Raw genomic sequence first — 17,414 nt, forward strand, 5'->3', positions numbered from 1 at the left:
CGACCTCATGCAGCCTCTGGCGCCACGGTCGCTCGGGACCCTGCGCACGGATCTCCCCCCAGCCCGGATCGCTGCGACGGATAACGACGTGCTCGGTCTGCAGGTGGCCGGCGATCGCGCCTATTTGGCGACCTACGCTGGCGGGTTGGTGGTCGTCGACCTATCCAGCGGCGTGCCGGACTACCTCGGTCAGCTGGACCTGGGCGGCGAGGCCTGGGCCGTGCAGGTGGCAGGAGGTCAGGCCTACGTCGCCAACCATGCGCTGGGCCTCGCGGTCGTGGACGTCAGCAATCCCGCCAGTCCCTCGCTGCTCTACCAGCTTGCGCTGCGCGGGGTGATGCAGGACGTGCACATCGTCGGGACGACGCTCTACACGGCAGCCCGAACGCACTTCCAGGTATTGGATCTCGCCGCCGCCGCGGCGCCGACGCTGCTCGCCGAGCTGGACATGACCGCCTACGACAGCACTGGGACGATTTACGAGGTTTGGAGCGAAGGCAGCTACGCCTACCTCGTCTCCAAGTCCGGGCGGCGCCTGTTGGTCGTCGACGTCCGCAACCCTCGGGCGCCGGTCGTGGTCTGGACGGGTCCGCCGGGCCAGCTCGACTACCGTGGTCTGGACGGCTTGGGCGCGCGGCTCTACGTCGGCACCGGCACCGGGTTTGCCGGCAGCATTCAGGTCTACGATCTCAGCCAACCCGCGGCGCCGCGGCTGCTGGATGAGCTGGCGACGGGGGCAGCGATCTACGAGCTGGCCGCGATGCCCTGCGGCGTCGCGGCGTCGGGCTACGACGGTAGGGTGCGCGTGGTCTCGCTCGATCCCTGTCCCTAAAGTGCCTCAGGATCCCAATGCTCCGAGATCCCCGAGGCGCCCTCTGCGGGTGGAGACTCGGCCGGTGGACGGCTACGCCCGACGAGCAGGTAGATCGCGGGAATGGCGAAGAGTGTGAAGGCCGTGCCGACGGCCATTCCGCCGACGAGCACGAGCCCGATCGAGTTGCGCGCGGCGGCGCCGGCGCCGGTGACGAGCGTCAAAGGAAAATGCCCGGCGATCGTCGCGCCCGCTGTCATCAGGATCGGGCGCAAGCGCGTGAGTGCGGCCTCGTGCACGGCCTCGCGCTTCGAGCGCCCCTGGTCCTGGAGCTTGTTGGCGAACTCGACGATGAGGATACCGTTCTTGGCCACGAGCCCGACCAAGGTGACGAGCCCTACCTGCGAGTAGATATTGAGCGTGGTGGTCCAGCCGCCGGTGAAGAACGGAACGTTGGGATTCGGCATCTTGAGGAAGGTGAAGATCAGCGCGCCGAAGATCGCCAGCGGAACCGACCCGGCGAGGATCACGAAGGGGTCGCGGAAGCTGTTGAACTGGGCGGCGAGGACGAGGAAGATCAGCACCAGCGCCAGGGCGAACGCCGGCAGGAACTTGTTGCTCTCGCTGCGGAGCTGGCGCGACTCGCCGGTGTAGTCGATGACGTAGCCCTGGGGCAGGATCTTTCCCGCCTCGTCCTCGAGGAAGCGCAGAGCCTCGTCGAGCGGGCGCATCGCCACGCCGCTGAGCTTGACCGCGTTGAGCTGCTGAAAGCGATTGAGGGACCGTGCGACCGTCGTATCGCGTAGCGTCGCGACCGCGCTCAAGGGGACGAGCTGCCCATTGGGACCCGTGACGCGGATCGCCGCCAGCTGCTCGGGGTTGAGGCGCTCGACGCGCGCGATCTGCGGGATCACCTTGTAGCTGCGACCGGCGATGTTGAAGCGGTTGACGAAGTTGCCGCCGAGCATCGCGGCGACATCGCTGCCGACCTGCTGCAGGCTGAGGCCGAGGTCGGCAACCTTGTCCCGGTCGATCACCAGCTCAGACTGCGGTTGGTCGACCTTCACATCGATGATCGGCGGGAAGGCGAACATGCGGCTGGCGACGGCCTTGGCCTGCAGCTGCTCGACGAGTCGCAGGATCTCCTCCGGCTCGGCGGTCGAGGCGATCACCACCTCGACCGGGAACTGCCCTCCGCCGGGCAGCGCCGGCGGCGCGACGGGAAAGATCCGAATACCGGGAATCGCCTGCAGCTTACGCTGCACTTCGGGAAGAATCTGCGGCACGCTGCGCTGGCGTTCACCCCAGGGCTTGAGCGCCATCCCGCTGAAGCCCGAGGTCGGGAAGGTCACCTGGAAGGTGAACTTGCTCTCGGGCGTGCTGAGGAAGGCGCGATTGGCCGCTGCGGCGAAGCGGCTGGTCTGGTCGAGCGTCGCGTTGGCCGAGGCCTCGAGCAGGCCGAAGACCACCCCCTGGTCCTCGGTTGGGGCCAGCTCGGCAGCCGACATCTTGAACATCGGGATCGTCAGCAGGCTGATTCCAGCCCAGAGCACGTAGACCGCCCACCGGTGGTTGAGCGTGGCGTCGAGCAGGCGGCCGTAGAGGGCGCGGAGGCGGACGAAGTCGCGCGCGATCTTGCCGGCGAGGCCGCGTTCGCCGAGCCCGGGCTTGAGCAGCCGCGCCGACATCACCGGAGACAAGGTGAGCGCGACGACGCCCGAGATCGTCACCGCGCCCGCGAGCGTGAAGGCGAACTCGCGGAAGAGGGAACCCGTGAGACCGCCCTGTAGTCCGATTGGCGCGTAGACGGCGGCGAGGGTGATCGTCATCGCGATGATCGGACCGATCAGCTCGCGCGCGCCGAGCAGCGCTGCCTCCTGCGGCGTCTTTCCCTCGCGCAGGTGGCGCTCGACGTTCTCGACGACGACGATCGCGTCGTCGACGACGAGGCCGACCGAGAGCACGATCGCCAGGAGGGTGAGCAGGTTGACCGTGAAGCCGAAGGCCTGCATCAGGAAAACCCCGCCGATCAACGACAGCGGGATCGCGACGATCGGCACGAGCACCGAGCGCAGGGAGCCGAGGAAGAGGAAGATGATCACCGCCACGATCAACAGCGTGTCGATCAGCGTGCGGGTGACCTCATGCAGCGCGTCGTTGATGTAGGCCGTCGCGTCGTACGCTACGCGGGCCCGCAGTCCGCTCGGCAGGTCGCGCTGAATCGTCGCGATCTCAGCCCGAACGCGGCGCACGACGTCGAGCGCGTTCGCGTTGGGGAGCGCGTAGATCCCCATGAACACCGCCGTCTCCCCCGAGAAACGCACCTCAGCGTCGTAGTCCTCGGCGCCGAGCGCGACCTCGGCCACGTCCTGCAGGCGGACGACCGCGCCCCCCTGCTCGCGCAGCACGAGGTTCTTGAACTCCTCGACCGAGCGCAGATCGGTGTTGGCCGTCAGATTGACCTGAACCAAGGCGCCCTTGGTGCGGCCGATCGGCGCCAGAAAGTTGTTGGCGGCGAGGGCCTGGCGCACCTGCGCCGGACTGACGTTGAGCGCGGCCATCCGGTCGGGCTTGAGCCAGATGCGCATCGCGAAGGTGCGCGCGCCGAGGATCTCGGCCCGCTGAACGCCCTCGATCGCGGAGAGGCGCGGTTGCACGATGCGGACGAGGTAATCGGTGATCTGATTCTGTTTGAGGATCGTCGAGCTGAAGCTGAGGTAGGCGGAGGCGAACTGGCTGTCAGCGGACTGGATATTTATCGTCGGCACCTCGGCCTCGGGAGGCAGGTTGCCGCGCACCTGATCGACCTTGGAGCCGATCTCCGCCAGCGCCTTGATCGGATCGTAGTTCAGCTTGAGGCGCGCATTGATCGTCGACAACCCTTGCGCGCTCTGTGACTCGAGATAGTCGATGCCGTCCGCTGCCGCGATCGCGCGCTCGAGCTGGGTGGTGATGAAGCCCCGCACCAGCTCGGCGCTGGCGCCGACGTAGACGGTGGTGACGGTGACGACCGAGTTCTCGCTGCGGGGGTATTGGCGCACATTGAGCGAACGCAACGCCTGCACGCCGGCAATGACGATCACGAGGTTAACGACGAGCGCGAGGACCGGGCGACGGATGAAGATGTCGGTGAATTTCATCGAGGCTGCCTGAGTGTCGGGAGGCGCACGGGGGAGGCGAGTGCTGCCGCGTCCATCACTACCGCGTCCATCAGCTGTCGCTGGGCGTGGGCGCTAGCTTGAAGCTTGGATTCAGCGTGTTGTCGACGACCACCGCTTGTCCGTTGCGCAGCTTGAAGACGCCGGTGCTGACGACCGCTTGGCCGGCCTTCAGGCCATCGAGGACGGCGACATAGTCGCCGCGGCGCTCTCCCAGCCGCACGAACTGCTGCCGAAGAAACTGCTGCCGCACCCCGACGCCAGCCGTCTGGGCCCCAGGAGCGACCTCCTCCGTCGCTGCCGGGCCCTGCGCGGTCGCTGGGCCTGCCGCCGCCGCGGGCGGTTGCGCCTCGAGGACGAAGACCGAGTCGCTGTAGGGCGCGTAGAGCACGGCGGTGGCCGGCAGCGCGACCACCTCGCGCGCGCGTGGCAGCACGACGGCTAGCTTGACGAACATCCCGGGCCTGAGTCGCTCGTCGGAATTCGGCACGGTCGCTTGGAGCTCGACGCTGCGGGTGTCGGGGTCCACCTGAGGGGTGACCGCGGTGATCGTGCCGACGATCGGCGCGCCCGGGAGCGCGCTGGTCGTGATCCGTACGGGAAGGCCGAGGGCGACCTGTTGCAGGTGTTGCTGCGGCAGGAGGAAGTTGACGTAGACCGGGCCGATCGACTGCAGCAGCACGATCGGCTCCCCGGCGTTGAGCACCTGGCCGAGATTGACCTGGCGCAGGCCGAGGCGGCCGGAAAATGGCGCGCGGATCGTCTTCTTGGTGATCGTGGCGCGCAGCGCGTCGGCTTCCGCGGCCGCCTCGCTGGCCTGCGCGGCGGCGAGGTCATGCTCGGAGGCCGGGACGGCGTGCTTGGCGAGCAAACGCCTCACGCGGTCGAGGGTGCTGTTTGCCAGCGCGAGCCGGGCCTCGATCGCGCGCAGCTGGGCCGTCTCCGCGGCGACGTCCTGTTGGACGAGCGCCCCGGCGCGCACCTTCGTCCCAGCTTCGAAGGCGATGCGCGTGACTCTGCCCGAAAGCTCGGCCGAGACGTTGACCCCCTGTACGGCGGCGAGCGAGCCGACGGTGGTCAGCAGCGACTCCCAGGACTGGCGCTCCAGGCGCACCGTCGTTACAGGCTCAGGGGGCGGCATGAACTGGCTGGCGCCCGCGATCATCTTGCGGATCTGCAGGGCCTTGATCCCGCCGAGCACGCCCACCACGACGACGATGGCGAGGACGCTGAGGGCGACGACACTGCGCTTTCGCATCGGCATGGAGTCCACTCTCGTCGAAACAGAAAGGAAGAAGGAAGAGCGGTGCTCGGCGCTCGGGTTCCCGCGCTGCAACCCGCGCATCGTGACCTCCGCAGGGCGACCCGGTGCGCGTAAATACCACGAGCGACGCGCTTGTCCAGCGGCAGCTGCCGTGCTTATTTGCACGCCGAACGCGGAGGTGATGATGAGCAGCCAATTGAGAGCGGCCGGTGCGTTGCGCCTGGTCCTGGGTCTTTGTGTGCTGGTCGGTCTAGCGTTTTTGACGCCAGCGCGCGCAGGCGCGGAGGTCGAGGGTGCGCGGCAGGCGCCGGGCGCGCCGCGGCTGGTCACGCTCGAGGAAGCCTACCGGCTCGCCCAGCGCGACAATCCGACGCTCGCGGTCATGGCAGCACGCGTGCGCAGCGCCGCGGCTGAGGTGGGCCGCGCCTGGTCGCAGCTCAAGCCGAGCGCCAGCCTCAACGGCACCTACACGGTGAACGATCCGGTGGTGTCGATCGACGCCGCGGCGTTCGCACCGCCGGGGGCGCCGCCGAGCGAGCCGATCGTGATCCAACGCCGGCACCAGTTCGCCTTCGCCTTGCAGGCGGGCGTGCCGCTTTTTCGCGGACCCGCCTACCAGCAGCTCGGTGTCGCGCGCAAGGGGGTCGCGGCGGCGCAGCTGCGCGGCGTGCGGCGGCGCCAGGACTACCTGCTGCGCGTGGCCGACGCCTACTATGCTGGGCTCGGAACGCACGAGGTCGCGACGGCGCTCGAGGAGAAGGTGGCGGTCGACCAGCGCAACCTCGCGGTGGTGCGCGCCCGGCTCGAGGTCGGCCGCGTCTTGCGATCGGACGTCGTGCGAGCCGAGTTGGTGCTGGTCCAGGACGAGCAGGCGCTCCGCCGGCAGCGCAATGCGCTCGCGGCCGCGCAACGCCGCGTGGCGATCTTGATCGGCCTCGACGGGTTGGTCACGCTGCGCCGGCCGGCCGAGCCGGCGCCGGTGGCGGTCGACGAAGCGGCGATGCTGCGCTCGGCGGTGCGCCGGCGCGCCGATGTCGAGGCGCTGCGCTTGGACATCGCCGCGGCTGACCAGGCGAGCAAGGCGGTGCGCTGGTCCTTCCTCCCGACGCTCGATCTGAACCTGCTCTACCGCTGGCAGAACGTCGGTGGTTTCGCCAACCGCCGCGATTCGCTGGCCGTCGTCGCCACGCTCGGGCTCCCGCTCTACGAGGGCGGCCTGCGTTACGCGAATCAACGCGCCGCGGAGGCGCGGATGGCCGAGGGACGGGCGGCCCGCGCGGAGCTGACGCGCGGCATTGCAGAGACCGTGGTCCAGCTGCGCGCCGACCTGCTTTCGGCCGAGGCGGGCCTGGTCAGTGCCGACAAGGCCGCATCGTTGGCGACCGTGATTGTCGAGGAGATGACAGCCCGTTACGAGGCCGGCACGGCGACGCAGCTCGACCTGCTGGACGCGACCCAGCGCCGGCTCGAGGCGCGCATCGAGCTAACCCGCAGCCGCTATGCGCGCGACATGGCGCGCGTCGCGCTCGCGCACGTGCTCGGCGGCCGGCAGCCCTTCGAGCTCGAGGCGCAGCGTTGAACGCGGCATCGTCGGCGCCCGCGTCGGAGCCGTATCGGCTCAGCGTGGCGCCGATGATGGACCGCACGGACCGGCATTTCCGCTACATCCTGCGGCAGATTACGCGGCGCGCGTTGCTCTACAGCGAGATGGTGACGGCGCGCGCGGTGCTGCACGGCGACGCCGAGCGCCTGCTCGGCTTCAGCGCGGTCGAGCGACCGCTGGCGCTGCAGCTCGCCGGTGACCGGCCGGAGGAGCTGGCCGCTGCGGCGCGCGTGGGCGCAGCGCTGGGCTACGACGAGATCAACCTCAACATCGGTTGCCCGAGCGAGCGGGTGCAGCTTGGCCGCTTCGGGGCCTGTCTGATGGCCGAGCCCGCCCTCGTCGCCGACTGCGTCGCTGCGCTGGGGGCGGCGGTGAGCTTGCCGATCACCGTCAAGCACCGGATTGGGATCAGCGGCCACGAGACCTATGCCGAGCTGACGCGCTTCGTGGCCGCCGTCGCCGACGCTGGCTGCGCGCGCTTCATCGTTCACGCTCGGCTGGCCTTGCTCGGCGGGCTCAGTCCGAAGGCCAACCGCAGCGTGCCGCCGCTGCGCCACGAGGTGGTGCACGCGCTCAAGCGAGACTTCCCACAGCTCTGCATCGTCCTCAACGGCGGTCTGCGCACGCTCGACCAGGTGGCGGCCGCGCTGGCGCAGGTGGATGGCGCGATGATTGGCCGCGCGGCCTACGACGACCCTTACCTGCTGGCGCGGGCCGATCGGCTCTTCTTCGGTGCAAGCGATCCCGTGCCGACGCGCCGCGTGATCATCGAGGCGCTGCTCCCCTATGTGAGCGCGTTGGAGGCATCGGGTCAGCCCGGTACGCGCGTGACGCGGCACCTGCTCGGGTTGGTGGCAGGGCGTCCCGGCGCCCGTCGCTGGCGCACGGTGCTCAGTTCAGGTGAAGGCGCGACGGCGGCCGAGCGGCTGCGTGGGCTGCTCGGATCGCTGCCGGCGACGGTGTTGGATGACCCTGTGGTCGACGAGGCTCGAGCGCAATAGCGCCGTCAATCCTCGCTCGGGCGCCGATCGCGGCGCCGGGACGAGCGCGGTGGTGGCATCAGGGGCCGGGCGCGTGCCCGTAGCACACGAAAGGCCGGGCCGTCGCGCTCGACCTCGAACTCGCGAACCAGACGCGGCACCGGGTAGTAGAGGTAGACGGGCGTGCCTTGCGCCAGCAGCGCGAGCACGTCGTCGCGATTCATGCGCGTACGCACCGCGACGTCGGGGCGCCGGCCGAGGATGCGCTGGAAGTAGAGCGCGAAGACGGCGTCGTTCTTCCACTCGGGGGGCGTCGTGAAGTTGATGATCACGGTGCCGGTCGGCAGCTCACGCGACATGCGCTCGCCATAGTCGTAGGCCGCGCGATAGCCATGCAGGTCGACCTTGCCGTAACTGGCCGCCGCCAAGGACGCCGGAAAGAGCGCGAGCACCAGCGCAAGGCCGAGACGCACCCGTGGCGCCCGGGGCGAAGCGGACGTCAGGCGGTCTACCGCTGCGAGCGCGCCGTCGACCCCGAGGCCGACGAGGCAGCAGAGCACGGCGAGCGTCGGGAGAAAGAAGACCTCGACGTCGTGCACGCGGTAGTCGAAGAAGAAGTAGACGTTGCCGGCGATCATCAGCGACAGAGCCAGGCCGACGAGCGCGCGCCCGCGCCAGAGCGTGATCCCGCCGACGAGCGCGAGGAGCGCGCCGACGACGAGGAGCTGGTCGTAGAATACGACCAGCACGCGGCCCGCGCGGCGCCCGAAGGCGTAGTGCTGGAGAAACCAGTGCTTGTAGTTGCCGCCGCTGACGAACCACCAGAAGCGCTCCCACGAGGACGAGGGATCCTCGAAGTTGATCAGCGGCTGCATCGCGGCGCGCCAGCGCAGGTAGAGGAAGATCGTGCTGCCGATCCCGGTGGCGAGCAGGCAGCCGAGCGCGCGGCCAAGTCGACGACCGCTGCCCCGACGGCGCCAGAGCAGCCGCAGCTCGCGCGGCCCGTTGATCGGAAGGCCGCAGCCCCAGACGAGCAGCGCGAAGCCGAGCCCGCAGGTCGCGATAAAGAGGTGGAGGCCCAGGGCTAGCCCGGCGAGCAGCGCCGCTGCGACCAGCCAGCCGCTCCGGTCGCGCTCGAGGCCCCGCAGCAGCAGCCAGAGCACCAGCAAGAGCGCGGTGATCGCCGGGGTGTAGACCTCGGCGATCACCGCCTGAAACCAGAAGAGCGAGCCTGCGCCGAGCGTCGCGCCACCGACGACGGCGGCGAGCCGGCCGCCACCGAGGGCGCGGACCACCGCATAGACCATGCCTACCGCCAACGCGCCGAAGACCGCGCTCATCAGGTTGACCGCGAGGGCCGGCGTCAGCGGCAGCAGGGTAAAGAGCCAGGCGATCAGCGTGTAGAGCGGGTATCCCGGTGGGTGCGGAATGCCGAGCACGCGCGCCGCGGCGGCGTACTCTGCGCTGTCGTACCAAAAGACGGTCGGACAGAGCGTGAGCCAGTAGAGCCCGAAGAAGATCGCCACCAGGGCCGCGGGGGGGAAGATCGGCCGCAGGGCCGCTGGCAGCCTCAAGCGCCTTCCCCCGTCGGGGCTTCGGAATGCCGCGCCAGCCAGTCGCAGGTGAAGCGGTAGCCTTGCTCGAAGCTGGTCCGCATCTCGCCCAGTAGATAGGTTTCGATTTGGCGGCCGACCAGCGGGAGACGGGCGCGACAGCGTGCGTCCCAGTCGCGCTGGAGCCGCGCCGGGCCGACCATGCGCCAGGTGTAGGTGCCGCGGAAGTCGACCCAGGCGCCGATCACGGGCAGCTCGATCTCGATCGTCATCCTGCCAGCCTGCGCGTCGAAGCTCGCGCGCTCTTTGACCAGCGCGGCGCCCCGCACCAGCTTGCGCAGGGCGCTGGGCAGCTCGCGATCGGGCGTCAGGTGCAGCTCGCGGCGCAGCCGCAGCCCGCCCTCGCCGTCCTCTCGCTCGATCGCGCAGTGCTCGATCTTCAAGCGGAGCGCGCGGTAGAGCGCGTCCTGATAGTCTGGATCCAGCAGAACCATGGACCAGAAGCGTTCGGCGCTCGCCGCGAAGGTGTGCTCGATGTGGAGGTCCATGGACGGGCCCCATGGCTGGCTGGGTGCCTTCAGGCGCCCGCGCAGCACGATTGACGCGGCCGGCCTCGGCGGCTTAGATGCACTCGCCCATAGGAATGCAGCGATGAGCGATGCTTCAACCGTCAGTGCGGGTCGCGGTGTGGTCTACATTGGCCTCGCCAAAATCTACTTCATCATCGCTGGCTACGCGATCTACTTCGCGCTGCCGCGGCTGCTGGGATCGCCGGTCGCCTGGGGCGAGTACCTTCTGGTGATCGGGCTGGTCTCGGTGATCAACAATGTGATCGTCACCGCGACGATCCAGGGCGTGAGCAAGTTCACGGCGCAGGGTGATGTCGCGGCCGATGCGGTGAAGCGCGCCGCCCTGCGGGTGCAGGTTGTGCTCGGGGGTGGGGCGGCGGTGGTCTTTGCCGCGGCGTCACCGTGGATAGCGGCCTGGGAGCGGGATCCTCAGCTGGCGCGCTGGTACGCGCTCGCGGCCGGGATCATTCTTTGCTACGCGTTCTACGCGGTCTTCGTCGGCTCGCTCAACGGGCTCCGTCGCTTCGGCGAGCAGGCGGCGTTCGACGCGAGCTTCGCCACCTTGCGAGCTGCGCTGATCCTTATCGGGGCGGGCGCCGGCTTCGGCGTGACAGGGGCGGTGGGCGGCTTCGTGGCGGCGGCGGCGCTGATCCTTGTCGCGGCGCTGTGGCGCCTTGGTTTGCCTTCGCGCGGTCCGGAGGTCTTCCCGAGCGCGCGGCTGTGGCGCCTGATTATCGAGCTCTTCCTCTCGACCTTGGCGCTGAATCTGATCATGCGAGCCGATCTCTTGCTGCTCAAGCGCTCGGTGACCGGCCTGGCGGCGCGAGCACTCGGAAGCGCGGAGGCTACGGCGGCGGCCTCGGCGGCTGCCGGCTACTACGGCAGCGCGCAGTCGCTGGCGTTCATTCCCTATCAGCTGATCCTCGCCGTCACCTTCGTCGTCTTTCCCTTGGTCTCGCGCTCGACCTTCGCCGCCGATCATGCGGCGACGCGCGGCTATATCCACCGCACGCTGCGCTTGTCGCTGATCTTCGTCGCGGGATTGGCGGCTGTCCTGATGGGTAACCCCGAGGCCGTGATCACCGTGCCCTATCCGGCGATCTACCGAGTTGGCGGGCCGGCGCTGCGTTGGTTGGCCGGGGGCATGGTCTGCTTCTCGTTGATCACGGTCAGCAACACGATCCTCAACGGTGCGGGGCACACGCGCGCAGTGATCGCCACGACGGCGCTCACCTTGCTGCTCGTCGTCGTCGCCAATGTCGTCGCTGTGCCACGAGCGGCCTCACCCGAGCACGCCCTTGGCGTGGCGGCGGCGGCCACGGCGCTGGCGATGGTTGCCGGCCTCGCGATGAGCACGGCCTTGCTCAAGCGCGCGCTCGGGGCCGCGCTGCCGCTGGGCACGCTCGTGCGCGTAGGCCTGGCCTGGGGCCTGGCCGCGTCGGTCGGTGCGTGGTTGCCCGAGCGGTCGCGCTTGATCACGCTAGCCGAGTGCTCGCTGACGCTGCTGCTTTACGTCGGTGCGCTGGTGGTCGTCGGAGAGCTAGGCCGGGAGGATCTGACGCTGCTGCGGCGCCGCCGAGGCGACGCGCCGGCGCCAGCGCCGGCAGGGAGCGCCGAGCATGACGATGGACGCTGAGGCGCCGGCCGCGCGGGTTCGCGGCCGGGCGGCGACGAAGCGCGGCAGCCCGCGGGAAGCGGCGCCAGAGCGTGGTGGCGTGGGCTGGCGGGGGCTTTGGGGCCGCTGCTGGCCGCTGCTCCTGCCGCTCGCCCTCCCCGTGATCCTGGCCTGCGGGGGAAATCGGCGCGCGCTCTTCGCGGAGTCCCTCGAGGCCTACCAGCACGCGCTGCGCTGGGGCGACGTCGGCGGACTGACCTCGTATCTCGGCCAGCAGGCGCGTCAGCGCTTGCTCGCGCGTGGGGCGGCCTGGCGGGAGCTGCGAGTCGTCGAGGCCACCGTGATGCGCGTCGATTGGCTGGGTTCAAGCGCGGCACGCGCCGTGGTCCAGCTCGAGTGGTATCCACTGCGCAGTGGCTCGCTTGGTGTGACGCTCCTCTCCCAGCGCTGGGCAGACGGCGCCGGCGGATGGCAGCTCACCGAGCAGCGCGTGATCGGGGGTGTCCCGTTGCCGGTCCTGACGCTTCCATGACCCGGGCCGCGCCGGACTTCGTCGTCGAGGCCGGACGGTTGCTCACCCTGCGGCGCGTGCCGCAGGCAATTGGCCGTTGTCGCCAGGGGCTGCTAGGCGCGCCCGAATGCGTCTCAGGCCGCCTGCTGCTGGCGAGCGCGCTCTTCGCCGCCGCGCAATACGACGAGGTGCTGGCCCAGCTCGAGGCGGTGGCGGCCTTCGATGCCAAGCACCCGCTCTGCGAGTTGTTGCGGGGTGAAACGCTGCTCCACCTGGGGTCGCTGGCCCGCGCTGAGCAGGCGCTGCTGCGCGCGCGCTCGCTCGGTGCGCCCGAGCGCTCGGTCGAGGTACTCTCGCAGGCGCTCGCGGCGCAGCGCGAACGCCCGGTCGGGGAGCAGCGGCGGCCCGCGGGGGGCACCAGTAGCCCGCCGGAGGGAGCGGCCCCGAGGCCCGCCGGCGCCCCGGCCAAGCCCTCGGCCGACGGGGCGCCTACCGCCGAAATCGGCGCGCGCGCCCTGGTCGCGCTGCCGCTCGAGGACCTCGATGCGCTCCTCGACGCGCTTGACGGTTGGCGGGAGGCGCCGCAGCCAGTGCCCACTGGGGAGATCGAGACCCAGGAGGTCACGAGTGTAGAGCAGCCGACGGGCCTGCACGGCCTCCGGCCGGCCGCCCCCGCTGCCGAAGATGGCTGCACCGGATCGTCGCCTGCGGCGGCGGCGTCTGGCGCCGACTCATCGCAGTTCGACGCCGGGGATACGATACGGCAGCGCGCCCCGCTCGCCGTGCTGCCTACCGCTGTCGTTCCGGATGCAGCGAGGCACGCGGCAGCGCATGACCTGGCCTTTCAGCAGACGATGCGCGGCCCGCTGAAGCCGCCCCCCGCCGCGGGCGCTGGTGCGCCACGCGTGCTCGCGGAGGCGCCGCGCGCGCTGGCGCCCGTGGCCAGCACGGCCGCGGAGCTGAGCGCGCAGGAAATCGAAACCGTCTCGCGCCTGCTTGAGCCGCAGCGGGTCGCTGCGTCGCCACGCGCGGCTGCGGCCGCGGCGCGGCATGCGGAGGCGGGACCGATCGATCTGACGGATTCGGCGATCGAACTCGAGCTCGCTGAGGGGTCATCGGTCGAGTCTGCTGAGCAATGGTCGTCGCCGTTGGCCGCGGTCGACGCCGCCGACGGGGTGCCCGTCATGCTCCACGACGCCGAGATCTCCGTGGTGCTTCCAGCGCAGGTGGTGGACGTGGTGGCGACGGATGGGTTTGACCGTCCCTCGCTGGAGCATCGCTCGAGCCCTTCACTGCGAGGCGGCGCCGATCGAGCTGCAGTGCCCGAGGCACAGACCGGCGAGGGACTCGCCGCTGCGGCGCCTGAGCGGACGGAGGCCCTCGCGCGGAGCGCGCTGGTACCCTACTCGGATGACCTCTCGGCGTCCCAGCCGGTGCGGCGGGATGCCGGCTCGGCGGCTGCCGCTGCGCGCGTGGGCGCGCGCTCGGCAGGGCCTCGCTCGCCGGAGGGCTCGCAGGGCAGCGCGCGCTCGTGGGGCAGTCGTTCCGAGGAGGCCTCCGCTGGACCGCTTCGGGCATCGTCGCTCGGTCGCAGCGCGCCCGGGCGCCGCTTCCGGGCGCCCTCGGCGGCAATGGGGCGCCGATCGCTGCCAACGCTCTGGACCTTGATCGCCGGCGATCGATCAGCACAGCGCTGGGCGCTCGTGCTGATCGGCTGCATTGCCGTGGTCACCGTGGCCCTGCTCGTCGGCTTTCTGGTGCGCGGCTACCGACTGCGGCAGCTGAGCACCTTGCGCTGGCAGGCCGCGCGCTTGCGCCTCGAGCGCGGCAACCTGGGTGACTTCGCGGCGGCCGCGCAGCTGTTGGGGGCGGGGGCGGCCGGCGCTGGAGGCACTGCTCTCGCCCGGCACCTGCAGGCGCGTGTCGTCGCCGCCATCCCCGTCGAGTTCGGCGATCCGCTCGGGTCGGCGCGGACGCCGAGCGCCGGCGGCGCATGGGTCGACGACGAGCAGGCGGCGGCGGCAGTGTATGGCACGCTGGGTCGCGGACAGCTCGACCAAGCAGAGCAACTCGTCGCCCGCGCGCTGCGGTTATTTCCCGAGAGCAGCCTGCTGCTCTACCTGCATGGGCGGCTTGCGCTTGTGCGGGGCGAGCCGGATCGTGCACAGCAGTGGCTGCAGCAGGCGGCACAGCGCGCGCCGCGGGACCTGCTGATCGCGGCTGCCCTGGGCGACGCGCTTCGTCAGCGCGGCGAGGCGAGCCTCGCGCTCCAGCACTACCAGAGGACCCTTCAGCTCAATCCTGAGCACGTGGCCAGCGCCCTGGGTCGTGCGCGTTGTCTGCTCGAACTCGACCGCCTGGCAGACGCCGCACGTCAGCTGCGCGTCGTGCTGCACGGTGAGCTGCGACGCGCGGCCGCGCGCGGCCAGCACGCTTGGGCCTACTTGCTGCTGGGCACCCTGCACCGGAAGGCGCGTGACCCCGACGAAGCGCGCCGCGACCTCCAGCAGGCGCGCGCCCTGGCGCCGGCCAGCGACCCGGTGTTCCTGGAGGCGTTGGCGTGGGCGCTGCTTGGCGTCGATCGCGTCGGTGAGGCTGAGACGGCCGCGGCCGCCGCCGCCACGCTCATGCCGGGGCGGCCAAGCGTCGCGCTCTTGAGCGCCACGGTCTTCCTGCGCGAGGGCCGCCTTCACGAGGCAGGGGAACAGGCCCAGCGCGCCAGTGCGCTCGACGAAGCAGCGCTGGTGAACGCAGAGATCGAGCTGGGCCTCGGCCGCGTCGAACAAGCGGCGCGCCAGCTGCAGTCGCGACCCGTGGTCGCTAGCTCGGCCGCGGGGCAGCTGCTGGCGGCGCGCGTGGGCGCGGCGCGCGGCGAGGTCGAGGATGCCCTGGCCGTCGCGCGCGAGCTGGCCGCGGACCGTCCCAACCAGGTCCAGGCGTTGACCGTGGTCGGCCGGCTGCTGCTCGGGGAGGGGCGTTTGGCTGAGGCGCGCCACGCGCTCGAGCAGGCCCTGCGCCACGACGCCGACGCGCTGGAGCCGCGCCTCGCCCTGGTCGAGGTGATGCTCGGTGAGCACGCGATCGTCGCCGCGCGCGATGAGCTCGTGCGCCTGGTGCGCGCCTACCCATGGTCGACGATCGCGACCAAGCGGCTGGCAGAGCTGGATCTCGGGCGAAATGATCTGCTCCCAGCGCGAAAGGCCGCCGAGGCGCTGCTGCAGCGGGTGCCGAAAGACGACGAGGCGCAGCTCCTGCTGGTGCGCGTGCGCGTCGCCGGGTACGAGTTCGAGGCGGCAGAGCAGCAGCTGCTCAAGGTGGACCGTGGCGCAGCGGGGCAGCGGGACCTGGCTGTCGGGCGCTTGGCGTTGGCGGCCGATGACGGGCGCCGAGCGGTGGCCCATCTGCTGGCGGCGCTGCGCGTCTTGCCGCACGAGAGCACGGCCTGGTCGTTGCTCGTGCAGGCCTACCTCGCGGTGGATCGTCCCGACCGCGCCCGCAAGGCCTGGCAAAGCATGTTGCGACGCTTTCCGCGCGCGTGGCGCACCTATGAGACGCAGGGCCGTCTCGAGCTGAGCGCAGCGCGCCCGCACGCGGCGGTGCAGGCGCTGCGACAGGCCATCGCGCTGGCGGCGAATCAGGTGCGATTCCCGGCCGAGGAGGCAGGCAGCGAGGTGCTGCTCGCGGTGGCGCTGCAGGATGCAGGTGACGCGCGGCAGGCGCTCGAGGCGCTCAGTCGCGCCGAGACCGCGTGCCCTCTTTGTCCCGAGCCGCCCTTTCGCCGCGGCCTCGCCCTGCAGGAGCTGCGCCGGCAGCGCGAGGCCGTTGGGGCGTTGGTGCGGGCGGTGCGGCTCAGCCCGCGAATGCCGCAGGTGTATTACGCGCTGGGCAAGCTCTACCAAGGCCTCGGTCGCCGCGCGGAGGCCCTGCGCATGTACCGGCAATACCTGGAGCTCGGGCCACCGGAGGAGCTGGCCGACGATGTGCGGCGCGCGCTGGCCGAGCTGCAACGCTGAGGTGCCGCGCGCGCTGGCCGCCGCGGCGCAGTGCCGGCCGCGCCTGCTCAGCTGAAGCGGAAGCCCTTGGGGACGACGACGATCCCTTCGTCGCTGACGTGGAGTCCGCGGCGCCGGTCGCTCTCGAGGTCGTAACCGATCATCGTGCGTGCCGGGATCTCGACGTGCTTGTCGACGATCGTGCGCCGCACGCGGCAGTGCCGACCGACATGGACGTCGTCCATCAGCACCGACTGCTCAACGTGCGCGAAGCTGTTGATACGCACGCCGGGAAAGAGAATCGTTCGGTCGATCCGACCGCCGCTGATGATACAGCCGGGCGAGACCAGCGAATCCGTGGCGATGCCCATGCGCTCGCTGCTCTCGTCGGCGAAGACGAACTTGGCGGGCGGTCCCGGGCGCGCGGTCGAGTGGATCGGCCAGCGCCGGTTGTAGAGGTTGAGCACGGGCTTGATGGCGACCAGATCGGCGTTGGCCTGGCAATACGACTCGAGCGTGCCGACGTCCTTCCAGTAGCCGCGCTCATCCTCCTCGACGCCGGGGATCGCGTTGTCGAGGAAGTTGTAGACGTAGGTGCGGGCGCGCGGAAAGAGCATCGGCACGATATCGCGGCCGAAGTCGTGGGCCGAGTCCTCGCGCGCCGCATCCTCCTCGAGCGCCGTGCGTAGCACCCCCGGGCTGAAGATGTAGTTGCCCATCGACACGAGGGCCCAGTCGGGACGGCCGGGAATCGGCTTGGGATGGGCGGGCTTCTCGGCGAAGCCACACATTCGCCAGTCCTCGTCGATCTCGATCACGCCAAAGGCGTGGGCCTCGCTGACTCGCATCGGCACCGCCGCGATGGTCAGGTCGGCCTGCTTGGCCAGGTGAAAGCCGAGCATCTGGCGCACGTCCATGCGGTAGATGTGGTCGCCGCCAAAGACGCAGACGAAATCTGGCGCCTCCTCGGCGACGACGTTGAAGCTCTGGTAGAGGGCGTCGGCCGAGCCCTTGAACCAATCCTTGCCCAACCGCTGCTGCGCCGGCACCGGCTCGACGTAGTGATCGACCATCGCCGACAGCCGCCAGCCGCGAGAGATATGGCTCAGCAGCGAGTCGCTCTTGTACTGCGTCAGCACCTTGATGCGGTGGATGCCGGAGTTGACGAAGTTGCTCAGGACGAAGTCGATGATGCGAAAGCTGCCGCCAAAGGGCACCGCGGGCTTGGCGCGGTGCGCGGTCAGCGGCAGTAGCCGCGTGCCCTCGCCGCCGGCCAGCACCACCGCCAGCACGTTGGGCTGAGGGCCCATGTCGTAGCCAAAATGCGTATCAGGCATCGTTCGCGACTCCTTTGACCA

11 protein-coding genes are annotated in these 17,414 nt (G+C 70.3%); 6 read left to right on the forward strand and 5 right to left on the reverse strand.

Annotated features, from left to right (window positions below; translation table 11 throughout):
* The first annotated feature begins 7 nt into the window (after window positions 1-7).
* Window positions 8-832 carry a hypothetical protein gene (locus IPL40_16240; protein MBK8482688.1) on the forward strand — a complete coding sequence of 275 codons (825 nt, stop codon included), beginning with the start codon at window positions 8-10 and terminating at the stop codon, window positions 830-832.
* Here the strand turns inward: IPL40_16240 and IPL40_16245 are convergent.
* Together IPL40_16245 and IPL40_16250 are read right to left on the reverse strand one after the other, a co-directional pair.
* The gene (locus tag IPL40_16245) at window positions 829-3,951 is read right to left on the reverse strand and encodes an efflux RND transporter permease subunit (protein ID MBK8482689.1); all 3,123 of its coding nucleotides are present in this window, start codon (window positions 3,949-3,951) and stop codon (window positions 829-831) included. The genes IPL40_16240 and IPL40_16245 overlap by 4 nt on opposite strands.
* A 70-nt stretch (window positions 3,952-4,021) precedes the next feature.
* A complete protein-coding gene (locus IPL40_16250) occupies window positions 4,022-5,227 on the reverse strand; it encodes an efflux RND transporter periplasmic adaptor subunit (protein MBK8482690.1) in 1,206 nt (401 codons plus the stop codon).
* A gap of 190 nt (window positions 5,228-5,417) precedes the next feature.
* Here IPL40_16250 and IPL40_16255 point away from each other — a divergent pair, with 190 nt between their 5' ends.
* Both IPL40_16255 and dusA read left to right on the forward strand, forming a co-directional pair.
* Window positions 5,418-6,812 carry a TolC family protein gene (locus tag IPL40_16255; protein ID MBK8482691.1) on the forward strand — a complete coding sequence of 465 codons (1,395 nt, stop codon included), beginning with the start codon at window positions 5,418-5,420 and terminating at the stop codon, window positions 6,810-6,812.
* A gap of 53 nt (window positions 6,813-6,865) precedes the next feature.
* The gene (gene dusA, locus IPL40_16260; protein ID MBK8482692.1) at window positions 6,866-7,837 is read left to right on the forward strand and encodes a tRNA dihydrouridine(20/20a) synthase DusA; all 972 of its coding nucleotides are present in this window, start codon (window positions 6,866-6,868) and stop codon (window positions 7,835-7,837) included.
* Window positions 7,838-7,842: 5 nt separating this feature from the next.
* Here the strand turns inward: dusA and IPL40_16265 are convergent, their stop codons facing one another.
* Entirely contained in the window at window positions 7,843-9,390 is a 1,548-nt protein-coding gene (locus IPL40_16265) for a DUF2723 domain-containing protein (protein ID MBK8482693.1), read from the reverse strand.
* Window positions 9,387-9,917 carry a DUF2505 domain-containing protein gene (locus tag IPL40_16270; GenBank protein ID MBK8482694.1) on the reverse strand — a complete coding sequence of 177 codons (531 nt, stop codon included), beginning with the start codon at window positions 9,915-9,917 and terminating at the stop codon, window positions 9,387-9,389. Before IPL40_16270 ends, IPL40_16265 begins: the two co-directional genes overlap by 4 nt.
* A 103-nt stretch (window positions 9,918-10,020) precedes the next feature.
* Here IPL40_16270 and IPL40_16275 point away from each other — a divergent pair, with 103 nt between their 5' ends.
* Genes IPL40_16275 through IPL40_16285 form a run of 3 tightly spaced genes read left to right on the forward strand, consistent with a single transcriptional unit; the run spans window position 10,021 to window position 16,077 of the window.
* Entirely contained in the window at window positions 10,021-11,574 is a 1,554-nt protein-coding gene (locus IPL40_16275; GenBank protein ID MBK8482695.1) for a polysaccharide biosynthesis C-terminal domain-containing protein, read from the forward strand.
* Window positions 11,558-12,085: a hypothetical protein gene (locus IPL40_16280; protein MBK8482696.1), complete on the forward strand. Its 528-nt coding sequence runs from the start codon at window positions 11,558-11,560 to the stop codon at window positions 12,083-12,085. The genes IPL40_16275 and IPL40_16280 overlap by 17 nt, the downstream gene beginning before the upstream one ends.
* Window positions 12,082-16,077 (forward strand): tetratricopeptide repeat protein, encoded by a 3,996-nt coding sequence (locus IPL40_16285; GenBank protein ID MBK8482697.1) that lies wholly within the window; start codon window positions 12,082-12,084, stop codon window positions 16,075-16,077. The genes IPL40_16280 and IPL40_16285 overlap by 4 nt, the downstream gene beginning before the upstream one ends.
* 47 nt (window positions 16,078-16,124) lie before the next feature.
* On the opposite strand, the gene glgC is transcribed toward IPL40_16285, so the two are convergent.
* A complete protein-coding gene (glgC, locus tag IPL40_16290; GenBank protein ID MBK8482698.1) occupies window positions 16,125-17,366 on the reverse strand; it encodes a glucose-1-phosphate adenylyltransferase in 1,242 nt (413 codons plus the stop codon).
* Window positions 17,367-17,414: the final 48 nt, after the last annotated feature.

The sequence above is a fragment of the Pseudomonadota bacterium genome (assembly GCA_016711215.1).
Lineage (GTDB): Bacteria > Myxococcota_A > Polyangia.